This is a genomic window from Pseudoalteromonas atlantica (assembly GCF_043641955.1).
Classification (GTDB): domain Bacteria; phylum Pseudomonadota; class Gammaproteobacteria; order Enterobacterales; family Alteromonadaceae; genus Pseudoalteromonas; species Pseudoalteromonas atlantica_A.
Genome location: NZ_JBHZRV010000008.1, coordinates 101,189 through 117,651 on the forward strand (window position 1 = coordinate 101,189; position 16,463 = coordinate 117,651).

Annotated in this window: 13 protein-coding genes; 6 read left to right on the plus strand and 7 right to left on the minus strand. The window is 40.8% G+C overall.

Annotation, left to right across the window (positions count from 1 at the left end; all coding sequences use genetic code 11):
- Nucleotides 1-12: 12 nt before the first annotated feature.
- The 6 genes from tatC to ACHUE3_RS15415 all read left to right on the plus strand — a co-directional run bounded on the left by tatC (nucleotide 13) and on the right by ACHUE3_RS15415 (nucleotide 7,802).
- On the plus strand, nucleotides 13-756 hold the full coding sequence (tatC, locus tag ACHUE3_RS15390) for a twin-arginine translocase subunit TatC (protein WP_394193242.1): 744 nt from the start codon (nucleotides 13-15) through the stop codon (nucleotides 754-756).
- Nucleotides 757-1,275 carry a hypothetical protein gene (locus ACHUE3_RS15395; protein WP_394193243.1) on the plus strand — a complete coding sequence of 173 codons (519 nt, stop codon included), beginning with the start codon at nucleotides 757-759 and terminating at the stop codon, nucleotides 1,273-1,275.
- Nucleotides 1,275-2,057: a TatD family hydrolase gene (locus ACHUE3_RS15400; protein WP_394193244.1), complete on the plus strand. Its 783-nt coding sequence runs from the start codon at nucleotides 1,275-1,277 to the stop codon at nucleotides 2,055-2,057. The genes ACHUE3_RS15395 and ACHUE3_RS15400 overlap by 1 nt, the downstream gene beginning before the upstream one ends.
- Before the next feature lie 2 nt (nucleotides 2,058-2,059).
- A complete protein-coding gene (locus tag ACHUE3_RS15405) occupies nucleotides 2,060-3,907 on the plus strand; it encodes a sensor domain-containing diguanylate cyclase (protein WP_394193245.1) in 1,848 nt (615 codons plus the stop codon).
- A gap of 9 nt (nucleotides 3,908-3,916) precedes the next feature.
- A complete protein-coding gene (gene hemB, locus ACHUE3_RS15410; RefSeq protein ID WP_394193246.1) occupies nucleotides 3,917-4,924 on the plus strand; it encodes a porphobilinogen synthase in 1,008 nt (335 codons plus the stop codon).
- A gap of 142 nt (nucleotides 4,925-5,066) precedes the next feature.
- Nucleotides 5,067-7,802: an ExeM/NucH family extracellular endonuclease gene (locus ACHUE3_RS15415; RefSeq protein WP_394193247.1), complete on the plus strand. Its 2,736-nt coding sequence runs from the start codon at nucleotides 5,067-5,069 to the stop codon at nucleotides 7,800-7,802.
- 109 nt (nucleotides 7,803-7,911) lie between these two features.
- Here ACHUE3_RS15415 and ACHUE3_RS15420 read toward each other — a convergent pair whose 3' ends face one another.
- From ACHUE3_RS15420 to agaR, 7 genes are all read right to left on the minus strand, one after another.
- Entirely contained in the window at nucleotides 7,912-8,325 is a 414-nt protein-coding gene (locus tag ACHUE3_RS15420) for a hypothetical protein (RefSeq protein ID WP_394193248.1), read from the minus strand.
- A gap of 388 nt (nucleotides 8,326-8,713) precedes the next feature.
- Nucleotides 8,714-10,798, minus strand: coding sequence for an elongation factor G (gene fusA, locus ACHUE3_RS15425; protein WP_394193249.1), 2,085 nt, complete (start codon nucleotides 10,796-10,798; stop codon nucleotides 8,714-8,716).
- Between the two features lie 161 nt (nucleotides 10,799-10,959).
- Nucleotides 10,960-12,126 (minus strand): N-acetylglucosamine-6-phosphate deacetylase, encoded by a 1,167-nt coding sequence (gene nagA / locus ACHUE3_RS15430; RefSeq protein WP_394193250.1) that lies wholly within the window; start codon nucleotides 12,124-12,126, stop codon nucleotides 10,960-10,962.
- Complete coding sequence (locus tag ACHUE3_RS15435) at nucleotides 12,123-13,052, minus strand: ROK family protein (protein WP_394193251.1); 930 nt, start codon at nucleotides 13,050-13,052, stop codon at nucleotides 12,123-12,125. Before ACHUE3_RS15435 ends, nagA begins: the two co-directional genes overlap by 4 nt.
- Nucleotides 13,045-14,181, minus strand: coding sequence for an SIS domain-containing protein (locus ACHUE3_RS15440; protein WP_394193252.1), 1,137 nt, complete (start codon nucleotides 14,179-14,181; stop codon nucleotides 13,045-13,047). The genes ACHUE3_RS15435 and ACHUE3_RS15440 overlap by 8 nt, the downstream gene beginning before the upstream one ends.
- 20 nt (nucleotides 14,182-14,201) lie before the next feature.
- Nucleotides 14,202-15,482 (minus strand): D-tagatose-bisphosphate aldolase, class II, non-catalytic subunit, encoded by a 1,281-nt coding sequence (locus ACHUE3_RS15445; protein ID WP_394193253.1) that lies wholly within the window; start codon nucleotides 15,480-15,482, stop codon nucleotides 14,202-14,204.
- A gap of 49 nt (nucleotides 15,483-15,531) precedes the next feature.
- Nucleotides 15,532-16,302: a transcriptional repressor AgaR gene (agaR, locus tag ACHUE3_RS15450; protein WP_394193254.1), complete on the minus strand. Its 771-nt coding sequence runs from the start codon at nucleotides 16,300-16,302 to the stop codon at nucleotides 15,532-15,534.
- Between the last annotated feature and the right edge of the window lie 161 nt (nucleotides 16,303-16,463).

The window sequence follows — 16,463 nt, forward strand, 5'->3', positions numbered from 1 at the left end:
TAACAAGTAACAATGACCGAACAAACTCAATCTGGCTTTGTGGGTCATTTAATAGAATTACGTAATAGATTAATGAAAGCTATATTGGCTATCTTATTATTTTTTATTGCGTTTGTTTACTTTGCGAATGATATTTATAGCTTTGTTGCTGCTCCTTTGGTTGCGCACTTACCCAGTACCGCAACTATGATAGCAACCGATGTAACAGCGCCGTTTTTTGCGCCATTTAAACTTACACTTTTTGTAGCTTTATTTGCCGCAATTCCAGTTATTTTACATCAAATTTGGGGGTTTATAGCCCCAGGTTTGTACAAAAGCGAAAAACGTATGTTAATGCCGATTTTGGCATCGAGCATTATCTTGTTTTATAGCGGCATCGCTTTTTGTTACTTCGTGGTATTGCCTATTATACTTGGGTTTTTTACCAGTGTTGGGCCTCAGATGATGACACTTGCACCTGACATTAGTAGTTACTTAAGTTTTGCCTTAAAGCTATTTTTTGCCTTTGGGGTAGCGTTTGAAATACCTGTAGCAATTATGTTGCTATGTTGGAGTGGTGCAACAACTACTCAAAGCTTAAAAGAAAAACGACCTTATATTGTGGTTGGCGTATTTGTGGTGGCAATGTTTTTAACGCCACCTGATGTACTATCACAAACATTATTAGCATTTCCTATGCTACTGTTATTTGAATTGGGGTTAATTTTAGCCGCTTTTTATAGCGCTAAACCTCAGCAAGATGAGTCAGAGGAATAAATGAAAAAACAACTCGTACCACTAGTTGCATTATTAAGCATCTCAACGGCATACGCTAATGAAGTGAATGTTCAAGCACTGCAAGCATGTACATTTGTTGAAAATGATTTTAACCGCCTATTATGTTATGACAACACGATGGCCGGTAAATCATTAAGCAGACCTAATAACGATAAAAAACAAGTATCTGTAGCAAAGCCTTCGGCCACAGCGGCGAGCGCAGCTGCTGCGGAAAATCAAATTGTCAAAACAAAAAATGACGACTTTGGCCTAGAGCATAAAGAAGCTGTCAAAGATAATGATGATGAAATTACAGCAAGCGTAACTAGCGTTAAAGAAGCCCCTTATGGTGAACTAATCATAACATTAGATAACGCCCAGCAATGGCGTCAAATTGGTTCTGATCGCTTACGTATTGATGCTGGCGACACAGTAGTTATTGTACGCGGCATGTTTAATTCATTCTTACTGAAAAAAGAAGGGCAAAATCGCTCAATTCGCGTGAAGCGAACAAATTAATGAGTGAGCGGTTGATAGATGCGGGTGTAAACCTTACGAACCATCAATTTGATAGTCAGCATGAGGCTATCATTGCCCGCGCAACCGCACAAAACATCTCTCAAATGTTATTGATTGGGTGCGACCTTGAAAGCAGCCAACAAGCATTGCGACTAGCAAAAAAATATAATTTACTTGCTACTGCAGGTATCCATCCACATGATGCTAAGTCAGCCGATGACCAGTTAGAACAGCAGATTAGCTTGTTGGCTAAGCATTCTGAAGTTGTAGCCATTGGCGAATGTGGTTTAGATTATAATCGTGATTTTTCGCCCAGAGACATCCAGCGCAATATTTTTTCACGTCAATTAAAGCTCGCTGAGCAGCTCGACTTACCCGTTTACTTACATGAGCGAGACGCTAGCGAGGATATGCTATCGATTCTTCAATCGCACAAAGTGCGCGGCGTATTGCATTGTTTTACGGGTGATGAAGATGCGCTTAAGCACTATTTAGCACTTGGCCTATATATTGGTATAACAGGCTGGGTATGTGATGAACGCCGTGGTGAAGCATTGCAGCAGCTTATCCCTAGTATTCCGCTAGAACGACTACTGATTGAAACGGATGCCCCTTTTTTAATTCCGCGTACGATAACACCAAAACCTAAATCACGTAGAAATGAACCCTGCTACCTTCCTTATGTATGCCAAACAATTGCAGACCTAAAGGGGTTAGAATTTGCAACCGTCGCAAAGCAAACTACACTTAATTTTCAACAGTTATTCAGCCATAAGGCCTAATAATGACGTTTGCTTGGAGGGTACTTTACTGTTTATTTTTATTTGGTTCGCTCTACTCGTTTGCATCCGATATAACACTCAATAAAAACGTTAAACAGTTAAAAGACATTCCATTTGAGTACGTCGGTGAACCGCTCACACTAGCCCAAGCTGAGATAGCCACTCAATGGCTGCCAATAAATAATCAAATTTTAAATCTAGGTATGTCTGAGAAAGTCGTCTGGCTTCGCGTGAATTTAACTAACCAAGAGTCCCTTGAGTTGCCAATTATGTTATCTATCGATAACCCATTGTTAGATAAAGTATCTGTTTACCAGTACCACAATAATGACATTGTATTGTTTAAAGAGATTGGTGATGCATTACCACTTCAAAACAGACAAATAAAAAATGAATCTTTGCTGGTAAAACTTATGTTGCCAGCAAAAAGCACTTCAACATTACTATTGCGCATTGAAAATGAAGCGGGTTTACGAGCTCCTTTGAGCCTATGGCAAAGTGATGAATATCTAAAATACAAAAGTAAGTTCAACCTTTTATATGGTTTGCTTGCAGGGTTTATTCTATCGCTAGCGCTAACCTGCTTTGTATTATTTGCTTTCTCAAGAAAACATTATTTTACGTTAAGCGGTGCTATATTACTTACGTTATGGTTTTTGCTTATCTATCTATATGGCTTTGGTTACCGTTACTTTCACCCTTCACTACCGAGCCTCCAGCAAGTTGCTATACCTAGCTTGCTTCTGGTTGTTTGCTATTTATTTAAACCACTGCTTGAAAAGCTTAAAAGCGAACTAAAAACGCTAATAGATACTCTTCATACCTGGTGCAACAACCTGTTACTTATAAGTATTTTTGTTATGTGGCTACTCCCCACAAGCGTTATTATCATTTATAGCTTAATAGCGAGTATGCTAATAATGCTGATGCATATTACCGTTATCATTATGAACATTAAGTACAAACGCAGCCAACCATTGAGTGCCCTGCTAGTCGGTGCCATCATTTATTGCGCATTTTTGCTGTACATAAACATTGTTGTATTTAGCATTTTCGATTTTGACTCTCGCAATCTCCCCTTCATGTTTGGTAGCTTTTTAATTTGCGCATTAAGCTTGAGCTTTGCCACGATAAAACATTTTCTAGTTGAACGTGATGCACAAGTAGCCGCACAGCACGCCAAAATTGCGCAAAGCGAAGCACAAGATCAGCTGCTACAAGAACGCCTAGAACTGCAAGAGCAAGCCCGCCTAGATTTAGAGGCTAACATTGAAGAGCGTACTTTTGAGCTACAAGTAACTTTACGCGAGCTCGAAGAAAAGAACCGTGCACTAGAACAGCTCAATATGGAAGACCCTCTCACACAAATTAAAAACCGTCGTTACTTCGACAAAAAATTAGTCATGGACCTGCGTCGCTCACGCAGAGAACAAACACCTTTAAGCATCATTATGTTGGATATTGATCATTTTAAGTCGATCAACGATAACTATGGCCACTTAATAGGTGATCAAACTATTCGTGCTGTTGCTGATTTAATAAAAAGCCAATTAAAACGCCCGCTTGATGAAGTAGCTCGTTATGGCGGTGAAGAATTTGTTGTACTTTTACCAAATACACCTCTGCCTGGTGCGCTTGAAATAGCTAATAATATCCGCACAGCAATTATGGACTCAACAATCACTGTGGCTAATACTCAGATTACATTTACAATTAGCGCCGGTGTTTACAGCTCAATTGCCGAAGATATTAATAATCCAGCATTTTTTACTGACTGCGCAGATAAAGCACTTTATCACGCTAAACAAACTGGCCGGAATCGCGTAGTTAGTTTTCCAATAGTAGACTAGGAGTAAATAATGGCCCAATCAGGTCTTGATCTTTTCCCTTACACTCGTATGCGCAGAATGCGCCGCAGTGACTTTTCTCGTCGTTTGATGGCTGAAAACCAACTCAGCGTGAACGATCTCATTTACCCTGTATTTGTACTTGAAGGTAAAAACCGTCGTGAAGCAATTGAGTCAATGCCAGGAATTGAACGCTTATCTATCGACTTATTACTAGAAGAAGCAAAAGAGCTTGTTGATCTTGGTGTACCTGCAGTCGCTATTTTCCCTGTGACACCTGCTGATAAAAAATCACTTTTAGCAGAAGAAGCATATAGCGAAGATGGTCTAGCACAACGTACTGTTCGTGCTTTAAAAGAGTCATTTCCAGAGCTAGGTGTAATTACTGACGTTGCACTCGACCCTTTTACTGTTCATGGCCAAGACGGCATCATTGACGATGAAGGCTATGTTATTAATGATGTCACCACTGAAATATTAGTTAAACAAGCGTTATCTCACGCAGAGGCTGGCGCAGATGTTGTTGCCCCTTCAGATATGATGGATGGCCGTATTGGCGCTATTCGTGAAGCTCTCGAAGCAGATGGCCACATACATACACGTATTATGGCGTACTCGGCAAAATACGCATCAAGTTATTATGGTCCATTTAGAGATGCAGTTGGTTCTGCTGGCAACTTAAAAGGGGCTGATAAAAAGACTTATCAAATGGATCCTGCCAATTCAGATGAGGCAATTCGCGAAGTCGCATTAGATTTACAAGAAGGGGCTGACATGGTCATGGTGAAACCTGGCATGCCTTACCTTGATATCGTTCGTCGTGTTAAAGATGAATTTGGCGTTCCAACTTTTGCTTATCAAGTCAGTGGTGAATATGCGATGCATAAAGCCGCAATTAATAATGGCTGGCTTAATGAAGAAGCCACTATAATGGAATCGCTATTGGCGTTTAAACGTGCTGGTGCCGACGGCATTCTCACTTACTTTGCTAAGCAAGCGGCACAGCTTCTCAACAAATAACTAAATGCCTCCTCATGTTTGATAAAAAGGGCAAGAACGCCCTTTTTATTTCCATTTTGTTAACAATTATTATTTTATTTGTCATAAATTTTCCTTACACTGTTTGTCCCATTTGGGACACAATACACGGGAAAAAATAATAATGTTTAAAACAACTCTTACGCCACTGGCGCTTGTCGTTGCAAGTATTAGTGCGCCAGCCTCAGCTAATCTGATTATTTCTGAATATGTTGAAGGTGGTTCCAACAATAAAGCCGTTGAACTTTATAATAACTCAGGCACAGAATTATCGTTGGATGGATATAATATCAGCCTTTACTCTAATGGTAACGGTGAATTAGCAAGCCCAAATAACACCCTTGACCTATCAGGAACCTTACCTGCTAATGGCACTTATGTCATTGTAAATGCAGGCTCTGTCGACGAACTAAAAACAAAAGCTGACATTGAAGCAACGGTAACCTACTTTAATGGCGACGATGCACTCGTGCTAACAAAAGACGGTGTTATTGTAGACAGCTTTGGTCAACTAGGCGTTGACCCGGGTAAAGAGTGGTCTGCTGGAGGCGTAACTACAAAAGATAAATCTTTGCGTCGTAAACTTGATATAACAACGGGTCGCGTTGATGCAACATCTGCTTTTGACCCAAGTGAACAATGGGAACAGTTTGATAAAGATGACTTTTCGGGAATTGGTTTTCATGGCGAAAGCACAGAACCAACACCCGATCCTGATCCAGTTACTCCACTAGAGTGTGGCGCAGCTAAAACTCTTATAAACGCAATTCAAGGCGAAGGCGGTGACAGCCCACTTATCAACCAAGAAGTCGAATTAGAAGGTGTCGTTACTGCAGATTTTCAAAGTGACGAGCAACTAAATGGTTTCTTTATTTCATCTCTTGAAGCTGATGTTGATACTAACGCTCTTACATCTGAAGGGGTGTTCGTATATTTCTCAGATACTGATGTGGCTGTGGGCGACCATGTTCGCGTTAAAGGCAGTGTTGCTGAGTATTATAATGCAACCCAAATTGGCGATGTAAGCCAAGTAGAGATCTGTGCGTCGGGCCTGACTACAGCCGCGACAAAAATTTCTTTACCAGTAGCAGATGTTGCCGACTTAGAAGCCTTTGAAGGTATGTTAATCACTTTAGAACAAGCATTAGTCGTCACTAATAATTATGGTCTAGGCCGCTATGGTGAAGTAGACTTAGCCACAGAGCGCTTATACCAAGGTACACAAATTGCCCTTCCTGGTGAAGCTGCTAACGCTGTTGAAGCTGAAAACCAGAAAAAGCAAATCCTACTCGATGATGGGTCAACAAAGCAAAACCTTGATCCTATTTCTTACCCTGGCGTTGGCTTGGACGCATACAACACCTTACGCTTGGGTGATTCAGTAAACACAATTACGGGTGTACTAGGGTATAGTTTTGACCGCTACCGCATTCACCCAACTGTTCAACCTGAATTTACTGCTACAAACCCACGTACAGAGGCTCCAGCACTTCACAGTGATGCTAACTTACGTATCGCAAGCTTCAACGTACTTAACTACTTTAATGGTGATGGCCAAGGTGGTGGGTTCCCAACTAGCCGTGGCGCAGACTCTGAGCAGGAATTAATCCGTCAAGAAGCTAAACTAGTCAATGCAATCACCGCGCTAAACGCTGATGTGATTGGTTTGATGGAAATCGAAAATGATGGCTTCGGTGAGCTAAGCGCTGTAGCAAGTTTAGTAGCTGCACTCAATGACGCAGATAGCACTAACGAATACGCTTTTGTTGATTTCAATATGAATCAAATTGGTACTGATGCAATTACAACTGCACTGATTTATCGTTCAAATATGATAAAAGAAGTAGGCACCGCTGCAACAACTTCTGAATACCCTTTTGATTACAGCAATCGTGCACCTATCGCACAAAGCTTTGAAGCACTTAGTTCAGGTGAAGTATTTACTGTAGCTGTTGCACATTTAAAATCTAAAGGTGGCTGTAGCAGTGCAGAAGGTAACAATGCAGACCAAGGTGACGGCCAAGCATGTTGGAACGAAATTCGTGTTGCTGGTGCAAATTCATTTGCTGATTGGTTAGACACCAAGCCTACAGGTGTTGAAGATGAAGATATTATTTTAGTTGGCGATCTAAATGCCTACGCGATGGAAGATCCTATCCGTGCGCTCGCTGATAAAGGTTATAAAAACGTTGTAGCTGAAGTTGATGGCGATACTCAAGGTTATTCATACAGCTTCTCTGGCCGCTTAGGTAGCTTAGATCACGCTGTAGCAACACAGAGTTTGCTCGATAAAGTAGTCGCCGCAACTGATTGGCACATTAATGCTGACGAACCTATCAGCCTAGATTACAACGTTGAGTATAAATCAGATACGCAAGTGGCTAGTCTATATTCTGACAATGCCTACCGTGCTTCTGATCATGATCCAGTCCTTATTGATATTAAATCAATTGCAGAGCCAGAGCCAATTCCTGAGCCTCAAGCACCAGTACTAACGCCTGAACAAAGCTTTAATATCATTGAAAGTGCAGCTATGGGTGCTGTTATTGGGCAGCTTGAATTTACAGATGCAGATAGTGATTACACGCCTGTAGTTGAGTTTATTGTGTCAGGACATTCTGCTATCACTATTAATGAACAAGGCCAACTAATAGTTGCTGCTGCGCTAGATTATGAATTTGAGCGTAAAATTACTTTAATGGTTCAAGCTAAAGATAGTGCTGGTAACCTATCTGCCGCTCAACTAGTTTACATCAACATCAATAATGATGAAGCTGATGACGAAGATGATTCCGGCTCATTAGGTTGGTTAAGCTTATTAGCATTGCCATTTTTAACTCGCCGACGCGTTAAAAAGTAATGAGCTAATACAAAAAATGCCACTTTAGCTATTAAAGTGGCATTTACTTAACCAGAACTCTGGTGAACAGGTTACTTTCTGTTATTGATAGGGTTTACACAACAGGTAATTAAGCACTACCCATATTTCCTATGCATTTCCCTTCATACAAGTTACATATCGCTTTTTTTTGTTCTTCTGATACTTGCCAATTTATAAAGCGATGTGATTTATTTGAATGTGTCACAACATTAAAAGCTGTTATAACCCAAAAACGTTTAAAGCTTAGATTTTTAATTTCATCTGCATTTATGTACTGCTTTCCAGCTCCGCGAGAATAGTTGATCCCAGCCTTATAGCAATGTAAAAACCTTAATTGCATAATGTTGAAAAAGCTGATTATCAAAAATAGAGGTAATATTATGATACTTACAGACTTAAACTCCAGTGGAGTGGCTGCACTCAAGATATAGGTGATAAACAAAGCCAAGCTAATTTTAATTAGTTGTAACGTCCAATTAGGTGAAATTTTTACTACATTCATTGCGGTCCCTTTACGCCCACCCCTTTATTAAAAAGGTGCCTTTTCTTGTACTGGTTTTAGAAAAACAAGACGTAATTTTACCTATAACAGAAATCTAAACAAGAGTAATTACCCTACTTTTTAACTAGAACAAAAGCATTTAAAGTAACTCTTTAATATACATAGAATTAATAATAAAAAATATCTATATTATTTTAGTATATACATTAATCGCTAATACTTAGGATTAAAACAACAAACGGAACATCATAATAAAGCACGTACCTTTATTTATACACCCTACTTATGACTTAAACGATACGGGAATTGGGGCTACCTACGTAGCCATATTATAAAAACAAAAAACCCGCAACAAGTGCGGGTTTTTTCTAAAGAGTTAAGGTGCTAATTACTTAGCAGCATTTTTCTCTTTTTCTGCAGCGATTACAGTGTCAGCTACGTTTTGTGGACATGCAGCGTAGTGTGAGAACTCCATAGAGAACTGACCACGACCAGATGTCATTGTACGTAGTGAACCGATGTAACCGAACATTTCTGATAACGGTACGTCAGCTTTAATACGAACGCCAGTTAAACCAGCTTCTTGATTGCTTAACATACCACGACGACGGTTAAGGTCACCGATTACGTCACCTACGTGATCTTCTGGCGTGAACACGTCAACTTTCATGATTGGCTCAAGAAGTTGTGCACCCGCTTTAGGGATAGACTGACGGAAAGCGCCTTTAGCAGCGATTTCGAAAGCAATTGCAGATGAATCCACGGCGTGGAAGCCACCGTCGAAAAGCTCAACTTCAACGTCAAGTACTGGGAAGCCAGCTAGAACACCTTCACCCATCATTGATTTGAAGCCTTTCTCAACTGCAGGCCAGAATTCTTTAGGTACGTTACCACCAACAACTGATGAAGTGAACGCGAAACCTGAACCCACTTCGCCTGGCTTGATGCGGTAATCGATTTTACCGAACTGACCAGAACCACCAGATTGTTTCTTATGCGTGTAGCTATCTTCGATTTCACGAGTGATAGTTTCACGGTAAGCAACCTGTGGTTGACCAACGATAAGGTCTACACCGTAAGTACGCTTAAGGATATCTACTTTGATATCTAAGTGAAGCTCACCCATACCTTTAAGGATAGTTTCGCCTGAATCTTCATCAGTCTCAACTTGGAAAGATGGATCTTCTGCAACCATTTTACCGATAGCAACACCCATTTTCTCATTACCGCCTTTATCTTTAGGCTGTACAGCAATCGAGATTACTGGAGTTGGGAATACCATTGGCTCTAGAGTTACTGGGTGCTTAGGATCACATAGAGTGTGACCAGTTTGCACGTTCTTCATACCAACGATAGCGATGATATCGCCCGCTTGTGCTGAAGTAAGCTCTTTACGCTCATCTGCTTGCATCTCAACCATACGGCCAACACGCTCAGTTTTACCAGTAAACGCATTAAGGATTGTGTCACCCTTGTTAAGCTTACCAGAGTAGATACGTACGAAAGTTAATGCACCAAAACGGTCATCCATGATTTTGAATGCTAACGCTTTGAAAGGTTCGTCTGCAGAAACAATTGCATGCTCGCCGTTTTCGTTACCTTCTTCATCCATAAGAGGTTGAGGATCAACTTCTGTAGGTGCAGGTAAGTAATCAACAACAGCATCAAGTACTAGTTGCATACCTTTGTTTTTGAATGCAGAACCACAGAACGTTGGGAAGAAAGCAAGGTCACGAGTACCTTTACGGATACAACGCTTGATATCTTCAACTGAAGGCATTTCACCTTCCATGTATGCTTCCATTAGATCATCGTCTTGCTCAACAGCAGTTTCGATAAGCATTTCATGGTATTCTTCAACTTTGTCTACCATGTCTGCAGGAACGTCTGTGATTTCGTAGTTTTCTGGAAGACCAGTGTCATCCCATACGTATGCTTGTTTGTTTAAAACGTCAACAACACCAACGAAATCATCTTCAATACCGATTGGTAAAGTCATGATAAGTGGAGTAGCACCAAGTACTTTTTGTACTTGCGCTGTTACACGGTAAAAATCAGCACCCATACGGTCTAATTTGTTTACGAAAATAATACGTGCAACACCTGATTCGTTCGCGTAGCGCCAGTTAGTTTCTGATTGTGGCTCAACACCACCAGAACCACAGAATACACCAACACCGCCATCTAATACTTTAAGTGAACGGTAAACTTCAACTGTGAAGTCAACGTGTCCAGGAGTATCGATAACGTTAAAACGGTGATCTTTCCAGAAACAGCTTACTGCCGCAGACTGGATAGTAATACCGCGCTCAGCTTCTTGATCCATGAAGTCAGTAGTAGATTCACCATCATGAACCTCACCTGTTTTATGGATAGTACCTGTAAGCTTCAGGATACGCTCAGTAGTCGTGGTTTTACCCGCATCAACGTGCGCGAAAATACCAATGTTTCTGTACTTCGATAAATCTGCCATTATTTTACTCTTAATAAAGTCGAAAAATTATTCGGCGGGAGTATAACATCACTTAAAGCGAACATCACCATAGAAGTCGCTTAAAATGCAATCAATTCTAGAAAATATTTCTTTCTTGTGAGTTTGGACAATATATCTTCGCTAAAGCCCTTGTTTTTCGCTCACTTCCTATCACTCAAAAAACATTGTCGCCCTTTGATATAAGTTGCTTGAATTGTAAAATCTCTTTTTAAAATGGCAAAGTTAGCTTGTTTACCGCTTTCAAGCGAACCCACTTTATCTGCCATATCAAGAAATCTAGCAGGTACAATACTGGCCATATTGAGTGCCTCACGTAAGTCTATACAACCCAATTCATGCATGTTCTTAACTGCATTTTCAAGCGTTAAAGTGCTGCCAGCGAGTGATCCTGATGCCGTTTTTGCTACTCCCTCACTAACAAAAACATCCATTTTCCCTAATTTATATTGCCCATCAATTAATCCGCCCGCATTAATGCAATCACTTATCAGTGCAATTTTTTGCGGACCTTTTAGCTTATAGATTAACTGTAAAATTGTTGGGTGAAGATGCACACCATCTGCAATAACCTCTACCATAGCGTTATCATTCATTAATACCGCACCAGCACAACCAGGGTCGCGATGATGAATGCCGCGCATGCCATTAAAAACATGCACTCCCCCGCATGCACCATGTTCCAGCGCGCTTTGAGTTTGTTCATAATTTGCATCACAGTGACCAAGCATAACTCTGATATCTTGTTCAGTAAGGTACTTAATTAACGCATTAGCACCGGGTTTTTCAGGCGCTAATGCAACTACTTTTAAACACCCGTTGGCGGCATTGATCATCGCCTCTAAATGGTCCTGCGATAACTCTAAAAAATAGTCTTGGTTATGCGCACCTTTATGCTTTTCACTAAAAAATAGGCCTTCGCTGTAACCTCCTAGCACCTGCGCACCGCTAGGTTGTTGTGTATAAGCTTGGCCGATTATAGCCATCGCATCAAGAGTTTGCTGCCAGTCAGTTGTCACTGTTGTTGCTAAAAACCCAGTTACTCCATGCTGTGCAAGTGAGCATGAGATAGTCTCGATACTACTCATTTTACAATCAATCACATCGCAGCCTTCGCGACCATGAATGTGCAAATCAATTAAGCCTGGAATAATTGCAGCATCACCGTAATCATGAATTGGCACCCCCTCTTTAGGGTTTTCTGTGAAGCCAGCAATACAGCCCTCAACAATTAACATTAGATGGTTTTTGAGTACAGTCTGTTGGCAATAAATAGCATCTGCCTTAACGTAAAATACCGACTCTGTCATGATAATGCTCCCACTTGCGCTTTAGCTAAAATAGCAGCACCGCGGGCACCACTGGCATCACCAAACTCGGCCAACACAATTTTTGGTACACGAATATCAGCAAAAACATACGGCACTATTGCCGCTTCTAACTTACTCATGAGCTCGTCAACCAGCGACATACCGCCACCAACAACTATTACCTCGGGGTCATACGCCATGATAATTGCGGCAAAGGTACTGCCTAATAAATCTAGGTAGCATGCAAAGCTCTGCTGGCAAAGTACATCGCCCTTTCGCAAACCTTCCACAATTTCATAAGTACTGAGCTTTTCGCCTGAAAAGTGATGATAGATGCGTGCTAATCCAGGGCCAGCGATATAACTTTCAATACATCCGGTCAAACCACAGCCACATTTTAAAATCGGTAATTGGTATTTTTGTTGTAACACAGCAGACAGCGCATAATGCCCATATTCGCCAGCAATGCCTTGCGCACTTTTGTAAAGCTCACCATCGATGCATAACCCACCACCAGTACCAGTGCCAATGATCGCACCAAATACACGAGTGCTTTGCAAGCCAACAGTACTTTGCGCTTCAGAAAGGGCGAAACAACGGCAATCATTTTCGATAGCAACGGGTCGATTTATCAACGTTGCTAAATCGTTTGCTGCATTTTTACCTGTTGCATGAGGCACGTTCGCGGATAAAACTTCTTGGTTCGCATTAATAATCCCTGGCATACCAATTCCTACGGCACCACGGCATTGATATTTATTATCGGCATTTAAAATCATATCTACTAGCGCGTTTAAAAAGTCTTGATAACTGCTTTGTGGCGTAGCGATGCGCCATGACTCTAGTTGATTTAATGAAGCGTCAAACACGGCAAGTTCAATTTTGCTGCCACCTATATCAATGCCATAAATATACTGCTTAGTCATTAGTATCACCTTGCGGGAATGGGTAAATAGTCACCCCTTGCACCACTCGGTTTACCTCACCGGTTGGGCATGGGTTATCTACCGTAATATCTAATTGCCACGCTTTGTAAAAGGATATGATTTGCGCACACACCATATAATACAGACCATTAAATACATCATCTAATTGCTCACCAAAAGCCTCACTTGGCAAGGCTAGTTTATGAACTGCAAGTGCTTGGTTATCGCCTTTCAATTCATTAAATAGGTCAGTATCATATTGTTTTGTATATTTATTGTTTGAGCCAAATAAGACGATTAAAGTTTTGTCATCGACCAATGATTTTGGGCCATGACGAAAACCAAGTGGAGATTCAAAATACCCCATCACCTGCCCCGCACTTAACTCTAATAATTTTAAAGCCGACTCTTGCGCATAACCTTTTAACGACCCAGCGCCTAAATAAACTAAACGATGCATAGGCAATTCAGCTAATGCTTTTAATTGAGTAAGTTGTTGGGGGATATTTTTTTCAACACAATTAGCCATTACCGACACTGCGTTACCCACATCGCTAAATACCGCAAGACTTGCAATCAACATCGAAGTGAAACTACTGGTCATTGCAAAGCTTTGATCGAGCGTTTGCGGTGGCATCAATAGCGAAAAATAATTCTCATGCCCTTTGGCTTGCTTATTAAGGGCGCCATCTGGATTACAGGTTATAAAGAGGTGGGCACATTCCTGCACATAATTATTCACTACATCTACAGCAGCAACACTTTCCGGGCTATTACCCGAACGCGCAAAAGACACAAGTAAAGTTGGTTTACTTTTTTGTAAGTACTGCTCAGGGCAAGCAACTAACTCTGTACTGCTAACACTTCTACATGACGTTGATAACTTTTGGTTTAAATAACCAACAACCGCCTCTCCAACATAAGCAGATGTACCTGCGCCAGTAAAAATTATTTGCGCATTAGGCTTATCCAAAACACGGGCAAGCCAACTATCAAGCTGTTTACGCGCAAGCTCAACAATAGTAAGTGTTTCTTTCCAGCAGCTGCTTTGCTGCATAATTTCTTTTGCTGTCCATGCACTATTTCTAGATTCTAGAAGGGTTTTATCAATTGCTAAATAACTCGACATTGCTACCTCACTTACGTCTATTATTGTTTAAAGCACGCGTCTGCGTAGCGACTGGTTACTTGCATTATGTGATGAATAACCAAGGCTTTAGGGTTGTTCTCAAGTGTTTTGTTTCGTACAGCAAGATACTGTAATGGCATGTATTGGCTTAGTAATGGCAATGGGATCGGCTGCTGTTGTAAATTGTAAAACAACCTTTCAACCGCACTTTGATTGCCTTGTTTGCCCCAGTAATAACGAATGCGATCACTAAAACTAAAGCGACGATATAGCTGCTGCAATGATTGTTCAACTTGATAAAAGCGCTGCCAGTTTTTTGGGTACTGCTGCATATCTGCATCAACGACTGTACGTAAATGCGAACACTGCTCAGTATCTATTAGTGCATCTTCAATATGGCTTAATGCAAATAATGCTTCACGTAACGCAAATGTAAGCTCTGGGCCTACTTTTAAAATCGCAAAGTGGTCATTCACTAACTGCTGGTATGCGATCGGTGTTTGGTAATCAGTTGAATGTGCTTCAAAAGCAATACCATCTACAGATTTAATATAATGTTTAAGTTGTTGTGCAGCACTGCTGACATAATCGAATACTTGCGTATTATCAAATTCAACACCCGGTTGAACAACTAGGCCAACAACACGTTGCCATGCCGATGATAAATTAAGCTGTAAAAAAGCTTCATGATGTAATGCTAAAGTGCTTGCAACATGCTTTGTATCTGTAACGGCTAACGTATCTATATGTTCATCAGCCCCACCAGGTGGTGGCACCTCAGTGCCTATAACATACACCAAATCGCTGTGGCCAAATGTATCGACTGCTGTTTTCTCAGCCACTGCACACAACTGAGCCGCTCGTATTGCTACCGTCTCATCCGCTAAAATCTCGTCATCATCAGCGCAGCGCATACTGGTATCTAAGTGAATTTTTTTAAACCCTGCCGCTACATAACAAGCAATCAATTGCTCCGCCTTGTGCATTGCTGCTTCAGCACTTTCGTCGCACCAACATACCGGGCCTAGGTGGTCACCACCGAGGATCAGTTTATCAATCGCAAAGTCCTGCTCTTTCGCAAGTCTCTCAACAAACGCCATAAAATCAGCAGGCAACATGCCAGTATAACCGCCAAATTGATTAACCTGATTAGCAGTCGCTTCTATTAGCAAGTAACTATTGTCTTGTTTGGCTTGCAATATGGCAGCCTCAAGCACCAATGGATGCGCCGAACAGACGGCATAAATGCCTTGCTTTTCACCCCGTTTATTCGCTGCGATTAATTGCTGTAATATCGTCATTGCAAGCCTCTGTATTGGTTATTTTTAATTGATATTCGTACTATGGAAATTAAAGGTCGATTATGTGCAACTGAACACCAGCACTTTCAAGAGCGGTTTTTATATCGCCAGGAATCCCACTGTCTGTCACTACTGTATTTACTTCACTGGCAGAAATTATTTTATGCACTCCTTTGCGATTAAATTTACTTGAATCGGTAACAACGATTATTTCTCTCGATACTTCACACATCACTCGATTTAATAAAGCTTCTAATTCAAAATGCGTAGTAATACCGATATCTTTCTCAAAACCATCGACGCCTAAAATTAATTTATCAAAGTGGTATTGCTGTAAATGCTGCTCTGCTTGGCGACCATAGAACGACAATGATTTTTTCCGCAACGTTCCACCAGTCATCAATACTTCAACAGATGGTGCATTTAGCAGCGAGTGCGCGACATTTAACCCATTAGTCATCACTACTACACTGTGATGGTTGGTTAAGTTTTTAGCGACCTCTTCCGTTGTAGTCCCTGAGTCTAAAATGATCGATTCACCGTCTTTAATTAAGCTGGCAGCAAATTTACCTAAACGCTCTTTAATGCTGCGGTTCGCATCGTGCTTCTCTTTTAATGACAACTCTTGCGTAAGACGATTACTCATCACAGCACCACCTCGAGAACGCACTAACAAACCCTTTTCATTCAGTTCATTTAAATCGTTTCTAATAGTAACTGTCGATACACCGAACAACTGAGCAAGCTCAGGAACCTGTACGCGCTCTTGTTTACAAACTAATTGCACAATTTCATGACGTCTTTCGATAGTGTTAAGCATGCCCGCTCTCTTTCATTATTTACTTTCATTCATTGTACGCAGCTTTCACTTACTTTCAATTCAAATTTTTTACATTTTTTATTTATTAGCAACAATTAAACATAAACAACTGAATTTAAATAATAAAGGTAAAAATAAAAATAAAACCACAACACAAATGA